This is a genomic window from Anaeromassilibacillus senegalensis (assembly GCF_001261775.1).
Lineage (GTDB): Bacteria > Bacillota > Clostridia > Oscillospirales > Acutalibacteraceae > Anaeromassilibacillus > Anaeromassilibacillus senegalensis.
Genome location: NZ_LN868538.1, coordinates 781,845 through 800,289 on the forward strand (window position 1 = coordinate 781,845; position 18,445 = coordinate 800,289).

The 18,445-nt window shown below is 45.5% G+C and carries 13 protein-coding genes and 1 riboswitch; of the genes, 8 read left to right on the top strand and 5 right to left on the bottom strand.

The window, feature by feature from the left end; all coding sequences use genetic code 11:
• The first annotated feature begins 65 nt into the window (after positions 1 to 65).
• Complete coding sequence (locus BN2106_RS13815; protein WP_050699143.1) at positions 66 to 2,843, top strand: PAS domain-containing hybrid sensor histidine kinase/response regulator; 2,778 nt, start codon at positions 66 to 68, stop codon at positions 2,841 to 2,843.
• A gap of 177 nt (positions 2,844 to 3,020) precedes the next feature.
• On the opposite strand, the gene BN2106_RS13820 is transcribed toward BN2106_RS13815, so the two are convergent.
• The 3 genes from BN2106_RS13820 to BN2106_RS13830 all read right to left on the bottom strand — a co-directional run bounded on the left by BN2106_RS13820 (position 3,021) and on the right by BN2106_RS13830 (position 6,448).
• Positions 3,021 to 3,662 (bottom strand): CatA-like O-acetyltransferase, encoded by a 642-nt coding sequence (locus BN2106_RS13820; RefSeq protein WP_050699144.1) that lies wholly within the window; start codon positions 3,660 to 3,662, stop codon positions 3,021 to 3,023.
• A gap of 208 nt (positions 3,663 to 3,870) precedes the next feature.
• The gene (locus BN2106_RS13825; RefSeq protein WP_154666539.1) at positions 3,871 to 5,298 is read right to left on the bottom strand and encodes a S41 family peptidase; all 1,428 of its coding nucleotides are present in this window, start codon (positions 5,296 to 5,298) and stop codon (positions 3,871 to 3,873) included.
• Between the two features lie 901 nt (positions 5,299 to 6,199).
• Positions 6,200 to 6,448, bottom strand: a complete 249-nt coding sequence (locus tag BN2106_RS13830; protein WP_050699146.1) for a hypothetical protein — start codon at positions 6,446 to 6,448, stop codon at positions 6,200 to 6,202.
• A gap of 256 nt (positions 6,449 to 6,704) precedes the next feature.
• Between BN2106_RS13830 and BN2106_RS13835 the strand changes: the two genes are divergently transcribed.
• Positions 6,705 to 7,895 (top strand): hypothetical protein, encoded by a 1,191-nt coding sequence (locus BN2106_RS13835; RefSeq protein ID WP_050699147.1) that lies wholly within the window; start codon positions 6,705 to 6,707, stop codon positions 7,893 to 7,895.
• A gap of 41 nt (positions 7,896 to 7,936) precedes the next feature.
• Here BN2106_RS13835 and BN2106_RS13840 read toward each other — a convergent pair whose 3' ends face one another.
• Positions 7,937 to 8,239 carry a hypothetical protein gene (locus BN2106_RS13840; RefSeq protein ID WP_050699148.1) on the bottom strand — a complete coding sequence of 101 codons (303 nt, stop codon included), beginning with the start codon at positions 8,237 to 8,239 and terminating at the stop codon, positions 7,937 to 7,939.
• A gap of 29 nt (positions 8,240 to 8,268) precedes the next feature.
• Positions 8,269 to 8,394 (bottom strand): hypothetical protein, encoded by a 126-nt coding sequence (locus tag BN2106_RS16900; protein ID WP_278275358.1) that lies wholly within the window; start codon positions 8,392 to 8,394, stop codon positions 8,269 to 8,271.
• A 119-nt stretch (positions 8,395 to 8,513) separates the two neighbouring features.
• A riboswitch (cyclic di-GMP riboswitch) is annotated at positions 8,514 to 8,596 on the top strand.
• A 56-nt stretch (positions 8,597 to 8,652) separates the two neighbouring features.
• Between BN2106_RS16900 and BN2106_RS13845 the strand changes: the two genes are divergently transcribed.
• The 6 genes from BN2106_RS13845 to BN2106_RS13870 all read left to right on the top strand — a co-directional run bounded on the left by BN2106_RS13845 (position 8,653) and on the right by BN2106_RS13870 (position 18,433).
• Positions 8,653 to 8,838, top strand: coding sequence for a MerR family transcriptional regulator (locus BN2106_RS13845; protein WP_050699149.1), 186 nt, complete (start codon positions 8,653 to 8,655; stop codon positions 8,836 to 8,838).
• A 373-nt stretch (positions 8,839 to 9,211) separates the two neighbouring features.
• Entirely contained in the window at positions 9,212 to 10,975 is a 1,764-nt protein-coding gene (locus tag BN2106_RS13850; protein WP_082236519.1) for a phosphoadenosine phosphosulfate reductase domain-containing protein, read from the top strand.
• Positions 10,972 to 11,907 carry a DUF4007 family protein gene (locus BN2106_RS13855; RefSeq protein WP_050699150.1) on the top strand — a complete coding sequence of 312 codons (936 nt, stop codon included), beginning with the start codon at positions 10,972 to 10,974 and terminating at the stop codon, positions 11,905 to 11,907. The genes BN2106_RS13850 and BN2106_RS13855 overlap by 4 nt, the downstream gene beginning before the upstream one ends.
• Positions 11,908 to 11,910: 3 nt before the next feature.
• Complete coding sequence (locus tag BN2106_RS13860; protein WP_050699151.1) at positions 11,911 to 15,492, top strand: hypothetical protein; 3,582 nt, start codon at positions 11,911 to 11,913, stop codon at positions 15,490 to 15,492.
• Between the two features lie 11 nt (positions 15,493 to 15,503).
• Positions 15,504 to 16,661 carry an aminotransferase class V-fold PLP-dependent enzyme gene (locus tag BN2106_RS13865; RefSeq protein ID WP_050699152.1) on the top strand — a complete coding sequence of 386 codons (1,158 nt, stop codon included), beginning with the start codon at positions 15,504 to 15,506 and terminating at the stop codon, positions 16,659 to 16,661.
• Complete coding sequence (locus BN2106_RS13870; RefSeq protein WP_050699153.1) at positions 16,658 to 18,433, top strand: hypothetical protein; 1,776 nt, start codon at positions 16,658 to 16,660, stop codon at positions 18,431 to 18,433. The genes BN2106_RS13865 and BN2106_RS13870 overlap by 4 nt, the downstream gene beginning before the upstream one ends.
• The last annotated feature ends 12 nt before the right edge of the window (positions 18,434 to 18,445 follow it).

Genomic DNA, 18,445 nt, shown 5'->3' on the forward strand with positions numbered 1-18,445 from the left:
TCAGCAACTGGTACCATGGGAATACATCAATCATGTAAAGCTATTTTGAATGAGGAGAATGGTTCATGGAGCATCCAAATAGCACGGCGCTGCCTGAAGAACACCCGAATAGATCCGGAGAGTTCAGCAAGATCTTAAATACAATGAATTTAGCAGCGATTGCCTTCTTGTTGGATGAGAATTTATCCATCCTGTGGGCAAACGAGCAGTTTCTCCAAAAAACAGGCTATTTATCAAAGGATTACCAGTATCACTTTCAAACGCTGCGCCAGTACTATGCGGAATACCCAAATGACTTCGCTCTTCTGAAAAGCGAAGTGGACTGTGCTAAGAAAGATGGTATTGAGATAACGGTCCGGCTGCCGCAGAAAAACGGCCTCTTCAGCTGGAGCTGTCTTTCCATCGCCTTTGTAAAAAATGATGCAGACGGTCCCACACAGTGTTACGCCGTCTGTAAGGACAGCGGCAAAGCGGTATCCCCGGAAGCAGAGGAGCAACAGCTTTTAAAGAAAAGAGCGTCGTACTTTCGCTGGATGTTGGACGAATACATGGGAAACGCCTATATTGCCGACATGCAAACCTACGAATTGCTGTACCTCAATCAATCATCCTTCGAACTCTTGGGCCTCACGCCGAAAGAGGTGCTCGGCCGAAAATGCTACGAAGTCATCCAGGGCCGGTCTTCTCCCTGCCCCTTTTGCACCAACAAACTGCTGACGGAAGACACCTTTTATGAATGGGAATTCTTTAATCCTCTGTTGGGCCGCACCTTTCTGATTAAAAACCGCGTTGTAGACTGGAACGGGCGCAGGGCTCGTCTGGAACTCTCTCATGACAATTACAGCCTGGAATACAAACTGACCAAAAAAGACCGGGAACGGGAGGCGATCCTCCGTACAATTCCCGGTGGATTCGCCCGCGTTGACGCCCGGGACCTGCGCACCGTTTTGTGGTACGGCGGCGAATTCCTGCAATTGATCGGCTACACAAAGGAGCAGTTCGAGTCGGAACTCCATTCTCAATGCACCTACATGCATCCAGACGATATTGACCGTGCAGCCAGCATCATGCAGCATTCAAGGGAAACCGGAGAACACACTATTATTGAGGGACGCATTATAACCCGCAGCGGAACGATCAAAATTCTGACGATTACATATAGCTATGTGAGCGGCGAGGACAGCTGGGACGGCATCGCCTCCTTCTACAGCGTCGGTATTGACGTAACGCAGGAACGCGAGGAGCAGGCCCGGCAGCGCAAGGCTCTGGAAGATGCTTACCAGGCAGCCCGGGTTGCAAGCCTGGCAAAAACCAATTTCCTTTCTTCCATGTCCCACGATATCCGTACCCCGATGAATGCCATTTTGGGCATGTCCGCCATTGCACAGACAAATCTTCAAGCACCGGACAAGATACGCAACTGCCTGAATAAAATTGATACCTCAAGCCGGCACCTGCTCAGCCTGATCAACGAGGTCCTGGATATGTCCAAAATAGAAAGCGGCAAAATCGACCTGACGCTGGAAGAAGTCAACTTGTCCAATTTGCTGCAAAGCATAACGGACATGTGCCGCCCCTTGATTGAGGAAAAGCAGCATCGATTTGAAATCAGTATCGGCCAGGTACGGCACGAGACGGTCATTACCGACGGGGACCGTCTGCAGCAGATTTTGATGAACCTGCTGTCCAACGCGATCAAATACACCCCTGCGGGCGGCGTCATCACCCTGCGAATCAACGAGCTGCATCAACAGGGGTCTGAAAAAAGCCAATATGAGTTCATCTGTACGGACAACGGCATTGGGATTTCCCGTGAATACCTGCCGCTGGTCTTTGAACCGTTCTGGCGTGCGGAAGATCCCCGCATCAGCAAGCTGCAGGGTACCGGGCTCGGCATGACCATTACAGAAAATATTGTGCGCATGATGAACGGGACGATCGACGTTCAGAGCGAACTGGGTGTGGGAAGTAGTTTTACCGTGTCGGTTCCCCTGACTTTATGTCTGGAAAAAGAAGCCTGCTGCAACGAGTTGCAGGGATTGCCCGTATTGGTCGTGGATGACGACCCCATCACCTGTGAAAACGCCGCCGCACTTTTGAATGAGCTGGGCATGCAGGGATTTTGGGTCTTGTCCGGGATGGAGGCTGTAAACCGTGTGGTAGAAGCACACAACCAGAACCAGGATTTCTTTGCTGTCATCATTGACTGGAAAATGCCGGAAATGGATGGGCTAGATACTGTAAAGGCAATTCGGAAAAAGCTGGGCAAAAATGTTCCCATCATCATCATTTCCGCATATGATTACTCCGATATTGAAGAACAATTTCTGCAGGCGGGCGCCGACGCCTTTATTACAAAGCCCCTCTTTAAATCAAAAATGCTGCAAGTGCTGCATGTATTTCTCTCAACCGGCAGTTCCAGCACCACAGAAGCGGAAGAACAGAAGAGCTGTCCAATGCTGTCCGGTAAACGGGTGCTGCTGGTGGAAGACAACGATATAAACCGCGAAATCCTGATGGAACTTCTTCAAATGCAAAATATAGTCGTGGATTCCGTAGAAAATGGACAGAAGGCGCTGGATACGTTTGAGGCATCGTCTCCCGGTGAATACGATGCGATCCTGATGGACATCCAGATGCCGGTCCTCAACGGCTATCAGGCCACCGAAGCAATCCGCTCCTTAAACCGCAGCGACGCACAGACCATTCCCATTTTTGCGTTAACTGCCGACGCCTTTGCCGCGGATGTGGCAAAGGCCCGCAGCGCTGGAATGAACGGCCATATTGCGAAACCAATTGAAATCAATCATCTATTGGAGGTCCTGCAAAAGTGGATTTGCTAACGCATACGGATGCACTTGCGCCATCATGCTCTCCTATAAAGCCGGCCACGCCTTTCGCTCTGATGGAACGAAACGCGGGGCCGGTTCATTTGTTTGTACAGATAGATTTTTTGTCAAAGCGCTTCTTCTCAAATGATCTGCTGGCTCTTTCGATCTGCACCTGTGGGTTCTCGCGCTTTATAAATTGGAAAACAGCTGATTCGCCGTTTTCTCAAGTTCCTGAAAAAACAGGCTGATATGCGCCCCGTCATTTACCGCATGAGAAAACTCGCCGCTGACCGGAAGCCGAACGCTTTCCCCCTGCTGTTCAAACTTGCCAAACAGCGTAAAGGGCGTAAAATCCATTTTGGGACTCCCACCAAAGCTGAACGAAGAATATTGCAGCCCCGGGACAATGGAAATACCGCAGATATTTTTGGGCAGGCTTTCGTCGCAAAGCAGCCTGCCGCACCTTTCGGCCAGTGCATAGTCCCGCACGAAGTCCGCATAGAACGCAGGAAAATCAAACGTGAACTGAGTACACTTCATAGAAAAAAGCATGTGGTTATTTTTTCTTGGTACGGTATAATAGGGATGCAGCGTATCCCAAATCCCCACATTCTGCTGGTCATCATATGCATACCGAAATTCCGGATGCTGATTGATCACCTTCGCCGCGCAGTAAACCAGGGCCGGATACAGCCGCAGTCCACGCTGTTTTATCTCTTTATAGAGTGTGGATATGTCGATCAAGGCCGTCATGTAGATCGTTGTATTTTGAAAATACTCCAGAAATTCTTTACGTTCCCATTGATCATAATTGATGCGAACTAAGGACAATTTGCATTCCTCATTTCTTTAAGGATCACTGTATCTTCAAAGCCCTCAAGAGTACGATGATCCAAAACTTTGAATGGCAATCCTTGCTACGAAAAATAGCCGCCATATATAAATTATCCCGTGTGTGAACTGGCTTTACGGGAACCTATGATCTCAGCTAATACAGGGATATAAAGACTGTAAAACTATTGTCAAATATATAAGCAAATCACCGTATCAGATTCTGCACCAATTTTACGGCAAGCTCGTCAGCTTCCGCTTCACTGACCCAAAGATCCGGAGAGAATCCAACGTATTCCTCAAAGCTATGTTCGGCAAACACACTGAGGTTACCACCCAATTGAATGACAATGCCGCTTTCAGGCAATGTCATAGAAGTATAAGCATTGCTTAACAACATGCCATAGGTATTTTGACCTATGATCAAAGTATTTTCAACATTTGCCGCCGCATCCACAAAAATCTCTGCGGCAGAAGCGGTGTTCTTTCCTGTAAGTATAACAAGCGGAGACTGGTTGGGAATGAAGCGGTCAGGCAAATCGCCGTTTTTCATATATTGCCCATTGATGGGAACCGTCCCGTCATAGATCTGCATTTCCTCCATCGGGACATAGTATTGATTTTCCGTGTCCTGTTCATAGGCAAGCATGTCTTCCTCGCTCAACCGCTGGATTACCAAATGATTCGTGGTAACCTGTGCACCGGCAAAGGCCGAAAGCCACTTGAGGGGCAGGATGCCATTACCGCCGCCATTGGAACGAAGATCCACCATCGACACAGGAGCTTCACGCAACTGCTCCGCGTAACACAAAAATTTTTGTCCATCCTCTCCGCCCGGCTCCTGATCAAAATACATATTGCGTGAAAAAACCACCGGAATCCCCTCTTTGTAGCGCAACGCCACACGCGCTCTGCTTTGCTCATAGCCGGATTTCCACTCCGGCGGCAGCAGAGTCTCCTTGCTGCCATCTGAATACTCTATTTCCAGCGGTTCAGGCTCAATGCCGTTTTCCAGCAACACAACCGGGTAATAAACGACCTCCCCGTCGGAAGAAATCGATAAACGGAGCAGTTCTTCCGGCGGCGTATTCGCGATGGTCTTCACAATTCTCTGACCATCCGCGGTGACAAACCATTCCCCAGATTTGAGATATGCAGAACCCTGATTATAAATGTGGGCTTTTATCGGTTCATAAAATCTTGTGCCGTTTATGGTAAAATGTGCATCGCGAATGAAATTCAAATATGTAACCAGAAGTTCAGACAGCTCGCCTGCGCAAAGCTTGCCTTTTGCTGCACACTGCGTAAGTATCTCTTTTTGGGCTTGCAAAAACACCTTCTCCCCGCCGAAATAATCATATGGACCATAGACGGACTGCAACGCCTGAAACAAAACATCCATATCATGCTGGGCCTGCTCTGCCGTTAAGACAGCCACCTCATGCCGCCGATTCATTTCATTCATGAGCGCATCCATTGTTTCTACTCGTTCCGTCACAAGAACGGGGCCTTCTGATTCCGCCATATTCGGTACGGATAGAGCGGAGGACTGTTCGTTTAAAGCGTTAGGCGACACGGTTGAACATCCAGACAACAAGATTAGAATTACGAGTGTGACAATGGCGATTTTTTTCACGGTCGATTCCTCATATCTTCCTATATTTACAGCATCCGCTGCCGTCTTTCGCCTTAGATTTTGCTCTAGCGCTACCGTTATTTTTTACGGTCTAATCAAAAGCAATCCTGTTAAAACCCTTACAATCATGATTTTTATATGGTCAATATGACTTTTGGTAAAAATAGAAATGCATTTTAACGTTTTATTATAGTATACCAGATAATTTCCATACTTCCATCACCGGAAACCGTAAAATATCACATGGGTTTCTCTGAAAACAGTAAATAATTGGAATCTCCCAGCACATTCAGGGAGCACTTACAAAGAAAAAAGATTGTCAATTCTAAAATCGACAATCTTTCCGTGGTCGGAGTGGAATTATAGGACTTACAAAAAATATGAAAGTTCTATGCTTTTCGTTGGAAATTCACCAACTCATCAGTAGGTTAAACCTAGAAGCGGAGACGGCTGAAACTACGGTTAAATAATTCTTAAAAGGAAGAATGAACGACTCCATTTCACCAACCCCTTTCAATGATATACAAAGCAAAAAGCCTGTCATCATCAGAATTGGTAGGCCGTCTCCAATTTACAGTAAAAACTGTTTCGACTATTAAAAGTATAAAACAAATTAGAAAGTCTGTCAATATAAAAGGGTGAGTCCTATAAGGACTCACCCTTGGTCGGAGTGACAGGATTCAAACCTGCTGCATCCTGCTCCCAAAAATCTCCGCAAAACTTTTTGGGCTTGTTTATGGCGGTTTCCGCTCAGTTTTACTTCCTCTTTGACGCTCTTATCTCCGCTGTTTCCGCATGCTCCACACCCCTCTGTGGTAATCAATGTGGTCAAAAACGCTTCCCGCCCAAAGCCGGCGATGTTTCACCGGCACCAGGCGGGAAGTGTTTTTTGCGGTAGGGTTCACTCAATCTCGCGCAGCTGCTCAGCGGCGTCCATTGCCATCCGCTTATCCCGGAGCGGCGGATCGTCATAAGACTTTTTACGGCACATCCAGCAGGAGCAGTGGATCTTGCCCTTTGCGAAACGGCCTGTCGCCCCATGCGCCCATGCATGGATATACGCTTCCCCGCCGATCTGCCGGAGGATTCCTTCCTTGCGATGAATGGCGCGCCTGCGCTGCTCACGATAGTAACTGCGGCTTCTGTTCAATTGTGATCACTCCTTGACAGTTCGGGCCGCCTGCAAGAGTCGTCAAGGAAATATGCTCTCTTACAGGCAGCCTATCTGCCAAGGGAGGGTGCGTACATTTTTCATGTGATCTCAGCCTTTCCGTTTTGCGTATCGTAGCTCTTTTCAGCCGGGAAGTCAAGCCGCTTACAACAGCATTTCCACGCTCAATTTCTGCGCCGCTATAAACAAAGAAATAAGGTCCCCAGAAACTGCTCTATACTTAAAAGTCCGGTTTATGGGACACGTCCTCTGTTATTCTGGTATTATCAAAGACAGGGGCACATATGAGATAAGCTATATTTGCCTTGATATTGAATGGAACATTTCCACCTCGCCAAACGAGATTATGGAGGCGCTGTCTATTGCCGCAGTTTATGTCCAGGACGAGTCGGTCCCAATCAAAACCTTCTTCAAATACATACAGCCCGCACATAAGGAACTGGTCACGCCTGCCACACTCAAACTCTTGTCTATTGGGCTGGTGCCGCTGATGCAGGCGGAATCTTGCGCTGAAGTAATGGGAAAATTGGACTGCTCTTTTCACGCCTATGATACACTGGTGATTTGGAATCGAGAGGCCTTGGCATTTCTACAGCAGACGATGAAGCAATGCGGCACGCAGATCCACACAAAGAATATCGTGGTGCTCCAGGACCTCCTGGGCGCCACCTGTAAAGATATCCGCAAAGGTTCCGCTATGGGGTTTTGCCGTGCGCTGCAGTATTTTTCCATCTGCCATAATCCCGAGCTGCTGCATATCTCCAAATATGACGCCCTGTATTTACAGCAGCTCTACTGCGCGATTGCAGACCGGCTTCGAGGCTGTGCCGATGTGCCTCTGTATCACACAACGCATTCCCGCCTCCTGCATCATGCGGACTGCCGCCATCTAAACGGCCGTACCGCCATTGCAGCCAGCTGGGAGGACGCAATTCTTGGCGCCCCACCCCTGTGCAAAAGCTGTGCCAGAAGCGGCGCCTTACGCACCTTCCGGTGCCCAAAGCAGCCTAAAAAAAGCGTTCCCGCAACAGAGCCACATGCCAAGAAAAGCAGTGCAAAGCCTTCGAAAAAGTCTTCGCAAATCAAATGGAGTGTGGCTCAATTTGCTGACCCATTTGAGGAGGCGGAGGTTGAGGCGTACTGTCAGAAGTACGGTATCGGCTGCACGGTTGCCTGCCGGTGGATTTTCCTCCGCACGCCGGCCGCACATTGGCGTCTGGAACATAACGGGCATAAGGTACTGACAGTCTATCATGAAAATCTCCGTTCGTCCTCGCGCAGCGTTAAAAGGCTGAAGATGCAAACAGGATTCCATCAGCAGAAGGTGTATTCCAAGAACGTCTTCCGGGTCATTGACTACATTGAACAGCATGATCGGAAATCTTTAAATGCGTATAGGCCCGATCCATGCACCCAGCGTGCGTGACATTTGTTTTAAGAAGAGGTCTGTGAAAAATGTGGATCGCACTATCTGCTCCCCACCCCCGGTTTGTTGTTGAACCATGTGATGTAGATATGCTCGATGGCGAAAACGACGCCGAACACTGTTAGCAGCCAGTGCCGCAGGAACATGCCGCGAAGAATGAAAATCGCGCTGGGCAAAATCGCCAGCCACAGCGACACAGGCCGGGACGGCTTACGGAAATAGAGACCCCAGCAGATGAAATAGGCCAGCAGCAGTGCCGCACATATCACGCCCCAGAGGAAGAACTCCCCGACTGTAGCAAATCCAAATTCCCACACCAGCAGCGGAAAGACCATGAGTGTCATGGAGCCGTACCGCCCGACCTGCTCGAGGATCAACGCATAGGCTTGGAAGTGCATTCATTTGCCATGTGCCGATTTCGGAGCGCATAGACGGTGTTGGGAATCATCATCAGCACCACGATCATGAAACCGGTCAGGTTCAGCCATCCGAAATGCATAGGTTCCCCTCTCTCCGCTTAATGCGGCCATTATATCACAGATTATTGATTTATGGGTGGATAAGAATGTCAGAAACACATTGCGTTTGTTCGCAAAAGAGTATATACTATAAAAAACATCAGAATATCGGCAAAGCCGTCGAAAGGCGGCGACGCAAAGCTAAAAGGGCCTGTACCATTCGGATGGCAGCCAGCTGCAAAACGAAGATGCCCTACAGTCGTAGGGCTGTTTTTGTATAAAAACGAGAGGTGAACGCTATGGACTACATCTCAATCGCCGAGGCCGCGGAAAAATGGGGCATTACCCGCCGCCGCGTCCAGGTGCTCTGCGCCCAGGATCGCATCCCTGGTCTGACCAAGTTCGGCAAGGCCTGGGCGATTCCGAGGGATGCAGAGAAACCGGCAGACGCGAGAAAAGTGAAGAGTAAATTCTTAACTTATTAGTAACTGAACTTCAAAAAATGAGCATATGGAGGCGATGAAGTGTTTGCAGTGAATACATATAAGAGTATAATTGCAGTTGCTCCTGCAGGATGATATCTATAGATTGAGGGAGTATTTTATAAATGTTTGTGTTAAAAAACACTGGAAATTGCTCCTTCATACCCAAATAGAGAAAGACGATTGAAACAGGGCTGCAGATATTAGAGGATATACTGCAATGTAACTCAACAAAGCGAGTTGGCTATCTCGATATACTTATACACAGTTGCGAGGCACTCTGTTGTAGCATCTGCTATGCAATGATATTTGCTTTAGATGGAGGGCTTTAAACGATAGTGTGTCCTATGCTGCGAGGAATTAGAGGAATCATAATATGATCAAATATTACTGCAAAAAATGTGACAAGGAATATACTCCAGACGGCATCAATGGTCGGGACAGTACGTGCCACTATTGCGGAGAACGAGCCGAAATGCATAGTGAGCTGTATTGGTGTGAATCATGCAACGTTCCCATCTACGATGAGATTTGTCCGGTATGCCATGCTAAAGGCAGGGAATTTACCTCGGATGCAAGGCCGGTATTTCCAGAGGAGAGGCTACTTCTTGAAGTTTTACTGAAGAAGCCGCTTGCATTTATTAATGACTCTGTTTGGAATGGAATTGGTAATCGCTACTACGTCAATGGGAAGAGGATTCCCTTTTCTGTACTATCTGTCAAGAATGCCAATGTAGATGAAATCAAAGCGGGGATTGAGAAATATAGTCCTAAAAACAGTTACGAAGCCTTTGATGCAATGATTGCCCGGTGGGTTAATGCTAATGCCGGACGCTATCACCACATTAACGACGAGGCGAGAGCGTACATTGGTAGCAAAACAATTCCGTACGAAAATGATGGCACTTGTGCGATGTTTGTCTCCTTTTCGGGTGGTAAAGATTCGACTGTTGTAAGTGATCTGGTCCGGAAATCTTTGGCCAAACCTGATATCATACACATTTTTGGGAATACAACATTGGAGTTCCCTGAGACCTACGATTATATTCAGCGGTTTAAAAAGGAAAATCGAAAAACACCGATGCTTCTGGCTGAGAATAAAGAGCAGGACTTCTTTAATCTTTGTGATACGTTTGGCCCCCCCAGCAGATCATTGAGATGGTGCTGTACAATCTTTAAGACCGGATTTATTGGCGATAAGATAATGCGCACCTTTGGTGACAAAAAAACCGTATTGACCTTTTACGGAATCCGGAGAAGTGAATCTGCCAGCCGGAACTTATACGACCGCTCTTCTGAAGGGAGAAAAATCAGCAAACAGCTGGTTGCATCTCCCATCATTGACTGGATTGATTATGATATCTGGTTGTATCTTTTAACAACAAAAGTTGACTTCAATAATGCCTATCGGCTTGGATATACAAGAGTTGGTTGCTGGTGTTGTCCCAATAATACAGCTTGGGCACAGTTTCTTTCAGCAATCTATATGCCTGAACAATCTAAACGTTTCAATTCTATGTTATTAAACTTCGCAACGAAGATGGGTAAAGAAGATCCTGAAGGCTATGTTAAAAGCGGAGGATGGAAAGCTCGTCAAGGCGGGGCAGGTATGGAACTGAGCAAAAATGTTGCGATTGATTTCAAGCCGTGTGCAACGGACGTAAAATCGTTCAATTATGTACTTAACAAGCCAGTTGCTCCAGAACTATATGAGTTTTTTAAGCCGTTTGGTACACTGAACTTTGATATGGGTAAGGCACGCTTGGGTGAGGTGTATATTCTCGCTCCCAGAACCAAGCAACCCATCATGAAATTGCAGGGTCGCATCGGTAGCACGGAATTGAGGATTACAATTTTGAGCACACCTATTGCGGCCAGGACTAAAACCGTAGAAATTGAGCTTAAGTTTAAGTGCCAAATTACAAAATATCAATTATGTGCTGGGTGCCACGCTTGTGAAAATGTATGTAAGTATAACGCAATCAAGCTAATTAAGTCCGGACCCAGAGACATAGACTATCGCTATGAAATTGACGAAAACAAGTGTGTTCATTGCTTTGAGTGCATTAACCATTATACTGGTGGTTGTTACATGCGTAGGGTGCTGCTACCCAGAGGGAAAGGATATTCTGAAAAATGAGTGGTAAATTGAAAAAGGTAAAACTTAAAGGGAATGAATCCTTTAACTTCAGAGAGGGCTGGCTGCGAAAAGGCATGCGGTGCGTCGAGGAGTGCCCGGATTTGTTTTCCAAAGATGATGTCATGGAGCGCCTTGGTGTCGGCAGCAAAATGGTTAAGTCTATTCGATTTTGGCTGCAGGCAACATCGCTTTGTGAAGAAAGGTATACAAACTCAGGTAGGAGTCGATCTCAGTTCCTTACGGAAGATTTCGGGCGAGTGATTTTTGAGTTCGATCCATATTTTGACGATCTCTTTACGCTTTTTCTCATCCATTATCACATCGTGGCAAATGATGTGCTGTGCATCGCTTGGAATATTTTTTTCAACGAATATGAAGGGCGTGACTTTTCCAAAGAAGATATGATAAAGGTCTGCAAAAGCTTCCTTGACAAAAAAATGGACGAAGGCTGCACATATTCTGACAGCTCTTTCTCTGATGACTGCATAAATATTATCAAGATGTACATTGATGATCACAATGAGCAGTTCGACAAGGCAGCTTCAATGGAAACTCATCCCGAAGAAAGCCTCGCTTGTCCTTTGATAGAACTGGGTTTATTACAGAAAAGTGTGAAAACAAAGGGTACATACATCAAAACAAGTCCTTCGCATGGTAGCCTTGACAAGCTGGCAGTCCTTTATGTTATAACGAAAAACCTTTCTAAAGATAAACCGTCTGTGAGCATTGATGATCTTTTAAATGCGCCCAATAACATTGGGAAAGTATTTAACCTGAGTCGAGTTGCCATTAACGAGTACTTAGATCAGTTGCGCATTTCTGGCTACCTCACTATTAATAGGACTGCTGGTTTGGATATGGTCTATGTCGAGTCACTGGAGAAGCCAGAGGATATTATGCTCGAATATTACAAAAAGGCGCAGGTGCAATAACATATGCGGTACAGTGATCTGGTTGAGGTAAGCCAAGGGTTTCAAGCCTCTGTTAACCTTGAATATGATTTAAATAAGACCGGGAAAATCCGGGGTTACATTCCTACTGAGCAATCCACAAAGGTGCTCGGTGCATTTCTGCGTTCTTACTACTATAATACTGAATCACACAGCCGAGCCACCGTTCTCATTGGCCCTTATGGACGCGGAAAGTCCCACCTTCTTTTAGTGCTTTCCGCTCTCACCTCTTTAGATCTTCGCGCGCATAATGAAAGGGAGAAAAAGAACGCTCGAAAGATCCAAAATGATTTGTGCGAAAAGATTGAGAGAGTGGACGCAGAAACAGGCGCGCTTGCAAGAGCGATTGTCACTTCTGAAATCCGGACGCTGCCTGTAATCATTAACAGCAACTCTACAGACATCAATCAGTCTTTCTTAGTTGCAATTAACGATGCGCTTCTTCAGGCTGGATTGCAGGATCTTTTGCCTAACACATATTTCGACTCTGCTGTTGCCGTAATTGACAAATGGGAGGCCAGCTTCCCAGATGCTTTCGCAAAGCTAAAGGAAGAACTCCGGAAAAGTAAGATTTCAGCTGAAGAACTTCGGATTGGGCTAAAGCAGTTTAGACAGAAGTCTTATCGACTGTTCTGTAAGTGCTATCCCCGGATTGCAGCTGGAACAGAGTTTAATCCGCTAACCAATATGGATGTGGTTAAGCTTTATATTGCCGTTTCTAATGCCCTGTGCGAGCAAACTGCTTACTGCGGAATCTCAATTATCTTCGACGAGTTTAGCAAGTTTCTGGAGGCAAATCTTGAGAAGAGCAAGATGCTCAATTTCAAGATTATCCAAGATATGGCCGAGGCGGCCACAAGGAGCAAAGAAGCCCAGTTGCACTTTACATGCATTACACATAAGGATATCCTCGATTATTCTTCCAGCGATAGTTTCAAGACGGTGGAAGGGCGTTTCCGCACATTGCGCTTCGTTGCCTCCTCTGAGAGGAGTTATGAGCTGATTGCGAATGCAATTATTAAGAAAAATTCCTTTGCTGCATTCCAAAAAGAGCATGCTAAAGACTTCAAGTATGTAGCCGATATATCTGCAAGAACAACGCTTTTTACTGATCTATCGCAGGATACTTATAGGGAAAAGCTCGTTTCCGGATGCTTTCCATTATCGCCGTTAGGGTCTTTTGCATTACTGCATGTCAGTGAACTTGTTGGCCAAAACGAAAGAACTCTATTCACTTTTTTGGCACAGAATGACCAGTATACATTTAAATCTTTCATTGGACGAGAGGTCGATAAGCTTCAATGGATAACTGTAGATTATATCTATGGTTATTTTGAGGAGCTCTTCAAAAAAGAAGTATTCAACACTACGATCCATAGCATTTGGGCGAAGGTGAACTCTGCGATCCGCCAGGTAACCGATCTGGCTCAATTGAGTATCCTTAAGGCCATTGCAATTATCAATATTATCGGCGATGAACGCCTAAAACCTGTTCCCGCACACATCAAAGCGGCACTCCTTATGGATGATGCCGTCTTTGATAACGCCATAAGAGCCTTGCTAAAAATGCATATTCTATCTCAGCGTGATTCTTCAGAATATGTTCTCTTGACCGCAAATGGTGTAGATGTCCAGCGAAGCGTTGATAACTACGCTAAATCTTCTCTGACGAAGCTCAATATCTGCGAAACGCTTACTCACGCCTGTGATCTTGGCTTTGTGATGCCACGTGAGTACAACGACAAATACAGCATGCTTCGCTGTTTCAAGAATATCTATATGGATGCAAATGCACTGATGCAGTGCAAGAATGGCAATCAGTTACTTATAGATTATCCATATGATGGTCTGATTATCAATGTTGTAAGTCTTGACGATACCGTTATTGATAAAGTTATTAAAAAGATTCGCACCTTTTCCAATACTCCCCAAATTGTGGTGTGTGTTTCGGACCAGCCTTTTGTGTATGAGGGGATTCTGAAGCAGTATGTGGCCGTGAGAAAGTTGCTCGAAATTAACGAGGATCCGCACTTTGTTGAAGAACTTGAAATCTTCAAAGAAGATATTCAGAAACGGATTCAAAATGCTGTCTATACCATGTATTCTCCATCCAGCGAGCACAGCTCTTTTTGGACGCACAAAGGGCGTGTGGAAGTAAGCCGTCAGGTAGAACTAAATCATGAAATCTCCGATATCTGCAGCAAATGCTACAACAAGACGCCCGTTGTAAATAATGAAATGGTCAATAAATGTAAGCTGAATAGTCAAAACGCAAAGGCAAGGGAGATTGTAGTTTCTTGGATTTTTCAGCATGCAGAGGACAATGCTATTCCATGCATGGAGGGTTCGGGCCCGGAGGTGAGTATTTTCAAGTCTGCGTTCAAGCAAACCGGTTTGGATGTATCAGCGATCGTTCGCGATCCAGGCATGAACGCGGTTCTCGCAAAAATCGGCGAATTTATTTGCGGATGTGAGCAAAACAGGAGCAACTTCCAAACGATCTATCAGACTCTTACGTCAGCGCCATATGGAATGCGCAAAGGCATTATTCCTCTTTATATTGCCTATGTCATGCGGCAGTATAAAGAAAGCATTGTTCTGTATTTTAAAGGAAAGGAGATTGAACTGTCCGCATCTGTTTTGAGCAGTATGAATGATAGCCCAGAAAGCTATGAACTGCTCATTGAAACGGGAACAGCCAATAAGGATCAGTATCTGGATGAATTGCAGGCGCTTTTTGAAAAGTATACAGACGTACGGACGCAGAGCATCAACCGCATTTACTCCATTATAAAGAGTATGCAGAATTGGATGCGTTCTCTTCCAGAATATACCAAGAAGTTTAAATGCTATTTGGATAACGGAGAAAACAAAACAATTGCTCCCTCAGTTGATGTAATCCGCAGTGAACTCATGCGTTTTGAAATCAATTCTCGTGAACTGTTGTTTGGTACATGGCTCACGAAGCTTAGTCAAAATGAAGACGTAAATGAGTGCTTCGGTGCAATCTGTGCAGCTAAAGAACAGCTTGATAATCATTTGGCAGTTTACAAAGCAGAACTCATCAAGAAACTTACCGCTATGTTTATCCCGGGCTATCAGGGAGGCCTGTCTCGTTCTATAATTTCATGGTATCAAAAGCTTCCTGATACCACTAAAACGCATGTCTTTGATGCCAGCGCAAATGTCCTTATGACCTCAGCTGGTGCGCTCACTTCTTATAACGATTATGAACTTCTTGACGAATTGATTTCAATCTTTGTTGCTATCGCAATAGAAGACTGGAATGACACTTTAGCTGATACATTTATCAAAAATATTTCCGATGCGATTAACCGCATCAATGAGTATGCAGACTCAAAAACCAACGAGGAGCAAGCCGGTAGACTCCTTATCACAACTGATGGCATTCAAGTCGAAAAAACATTTAATGCAGAGATGATTTCTCCTCTGGGCGAAACTGTTTTGAGTAACCTACGCGCTGTGTTTGATGAATACAACGATTCTGTCGAACCTGATGAGCAGCTTGCAATTCTCGCAAAATTGATTAGAGAAATCATTCACTGAGGAGTATTAATATGATTTATCTGGACAACGCCGCAACGACATTTCCGAAGCCGGAATGCGTGTATAACAGGGTAAACGCCATTCAACGCACCATAGCTGTGAATGTTGGTAGAGGCAGTTATAGCGCGGCGTCTGAAGCAATGCAAATTGTTGACGAAACAAGAATGCTTCTTTCTTCCTTGGTGGGTGCGGAAAGGCCAGATTGCATAGTCTTGACTCCCTCAGCGACTATTGCAGCAAATGAAATTATTCTGGGTTTAGAATGGGATGAATATAAAACTGTATATGTAACGCCGTTTGAGCACAATGCAATTGCAAGACCACTTCACAGCATTTGTGAGAAATTTAATATTGAGATTCGCTTTATTCCATTTAACGCTGAAACTCAAGGTGTTGATGTGGAGGAGCTCAGAAGAGTGTTTGCATTGAATCCTCCAGATTATGTTTTTATCAACCAGGTAAGTAATGTAACCGGTGTAATCATCCCCGTAGATCAAATTTGTGGCAGCGCCAAAGAATATGGAGCCACAGTCATTGTAGATGGATCTCAGTCCGTGGGGCTGATTCCAATCAATCTCAAAGACTCTGATGTTGATTTTTTAGTCTTTGCCGGCCACAAGAATCTTTATGCATCCTGGGGGATAGGCGGATTTATCAGCAACACCAAGTATCCGCTTCAGCCTGTGCTTGCTGGAGGCACCGGTTCCGACTCGCTCAATCTCAACATGAGCACATTGATTCCAGGTGGCTTTGAGTTGGGGAGTCCCAATATTATCGCAATTGCAAGTCTGAATGAGTCGTTAAAATGGTTACAGCAAATTGGACTCAATAATATTGAGAAACGAAAGCAGTGCTTGACAACGCGGCTAATCGAGGGTTTGCGCAGATGTGAAGCATTGCTCTATACCCCGGCTGCTGGTATTGGCCACACCAGTGTAGTTTCATTCAACCTTCCAGGATATGAAGCAAACGAGGTCGGGACAATCCTCAGTGAGGACTTTGACATTGCGGTAAGAACTGGGTATCATTGTGCCCCGTTTGTGCATGAGCTAATAAGAACGGTTGATGTACACGGTACAGTTCGTGTGAGTGTAAGCTATTTTAATTCAGAAAGTGATGTCGATGCGCTCATCGCAGCAGTAGAGGATATAATGGGGGATCCGCTATGAACGACTTTGTAAATTACTTGAACTCAACCAACAATGTTGGTGGCAACTCAACTGGCTCGCTCGCAGAGATTCAGGTGAAAAGTTGCTACTATGATTCTGTAAAAGTCGACAGAAAGCTCGGCACGTACATTACTGACTGCATTCAGAATGGAGATCATAAGGCGTTTATTCTCACTGGGCACGCAGGCGATGGAAAAACAAGTATTCTTGTTCAAGTCCTCAAAAATTTAGGCCGCCTACAAGCGAGTGAGGGGCTTTTAGTCCAAAATGAGTATGACGACTTTCTCTATTTCAAAGACATGAGCGAAATTAAACCAGAAAAACAGGCGGAAGCTTTGCAAATGGCTGTGACAGCTCCTGCCAAAGGAAAGACAAGCCTGCTAATCAGTAACACCGGGCCTCTACTTAAAGGGGTTGAAGCAATGGTGCGTGCGAAGAAGAAAGCGGTAGGCAGTGCGTTCACACCTGAGGACCGGTTGAAATTACAGTCACTACTTTTGAGGCAGTTAGATGAAAACGGGAATAGTAGTCTCAACATTGAGGGATTTGAGTTTGTCCTGGTGAACATTGCGCGTGTTGACAATGTGCCTTTTGCTGGACTCATTATGAAAAAGATTCTTGAGCCTCAACTGTGGGCGCCTTGTTCCACATGCGTCTGTGCAGAGCGCTGCCCAATAAAAAACAATTATGAGATTGTAGCTACCCAATTTGATCGTGTGACTCAATTTGTGGAGAACTATTATCGTTTTCTGTATGAGAACGATAAGCGCATGACGATTCGGCAAATGGTTGGCCAGATTAGTTATGCGCTGACGGGGAATCTTACATGCGAATATATTGCCGGTAGATATCTTAAGGAACCCTTCTTTGTCTACAATTTTGCCAACCTGTTTTTCGGATATAACGGATTGAAGAAAGCGAAGGACGTTGCGCAAATAAAGGGCATCGGGCAACTCCAAAACCTTGAGTTAGATCGTGTTGCCCTTGATGCTGACTACAGTTTGTTTGTAAGCCAAGACTACTCCTGTTTTCTTCCCAAAATTCAAAAAGAATTAACTGCATTGCTACACCGGAACCAGAAGCACTATCAAATCACAGATGAGACTCAACTACTTGACGAAAAGAAGCACGAAGAAGAACTTCGACTACGCAGGGCAGTTAGGAGATTTTACTTACTTTTTAGTCTATGCGAATCTGAAGAAGAGTCAAATCATGTTATGGACCAAATTTTCGGAGCTCCATACACCGAGTATAAAAGACTGATTTCTGGCAAACAGCCAAGACTTATACTGAAGAGAATGCAAAGCATGGTCTTTGAAGCGCTATACATCAAGAATACAGGCTATTTATCTGAGGACAAAAATACTCTCCCGTTGACATTGCGGCGAGAGGATGATGTGTTCCAGAATGTTATGATCGTTCTTGGGGAGGTCAATAGGGGTGATTTGGAAGTAATTCAGACTACGGCAGCAAGCCACTTTGAAGATGTTGATAGCAAGTTTGATCTCTATCTGCAACTCGGCCAAAATAGATTTAAGCTTTCTCTCCCCATGATTACGTATTTTAATAATCTTATCAATGGCGCCATTTCCTCCAACAACAATCCCGCACTTACACACGGAATTGCGCAACTTGATGCACTCCTTCTTGAACAATATGGAGATAAGCCTCCAAAATCGGAAGAAGATTGTGAGTTGTCCGTGATAATAAACACAACACAAGGCCAAGTTATTAAACGTTTTTCATTCGAAAACAACCAGTTAAGCATATAGTGAGGAGGGGAA

Bases quoted from the DNA above. Each gene is read 5' to 3' on its own strand.
- BN2106_RS13815 (WP_050699143.1), top strand. From the start codon at position 66: ATGGAGCATCCAAATAGCACGGCGCTGCCTGAAGAACACCCGAATAGA.
- BN2106_RS13835 (WP_050699147.1), top strand. From the start codon at position 6,705: ATGGGACACGTCCTCTGTTATTCTGGTATTATCAAAGACAGGGGCACA.
- BN2106_RS13840 (WP_050699148.1), bottom strand. From the start codon at position 8,239: ATGACACTCATGGTCTTTCCGCTGCTGGTGTGGGAATTTGGATTTGCT.
- BN2106_RS16900 (WP_278275358.1), bottom strand. From the start codon at position 8,394: ATGCATTTCGGATGGCTGAACCTGACCGGTTTCATGATCGTGGTGCTG.
- BN2106_RS13845 (WP_050699149.1), top strand. From the start codon at position 8,653: ATGGACTACATCTCAATCGCCGAGGCCGCGGAAAAATGGGGCATTACC.
- BN2106_RS13850 (WP_082236519.1), top strand. From the start codon at position 9,212: ATGATCAAATATTACTGCAAAAAATGTGACAAGGAATATACTCCAGAC.
- BN2106_RS13855 (WP_050699150.1), top strand. From the start codon at position 10,972: ATGAGTGGTAAATTGAAAAAGGTAAAACTTAAAGGGAATGAATCCTTT.
- BN2106_RS13860 (WP_050699151.1), top strand. From the start codon at position 11,911: ATGCGGTACAGTGATCTGGTTGAGGTAAGCCAAGGGTTTCAAGCCTCT.
- BN2106_RS13865 (WP_050699152.1), top strand. From the start codon at position 15,504: ATGATTTATCTGGACAACGCCGCAACGACATTTCCGAAGCCGGAATGC.
- BN2106_RS13870 (WP_050699153.1), top strand. From the start codon at position 16,658: ATGAACGACTTTGTAAATTACTTGAACTCAACCAACAATGTTGGTGGC.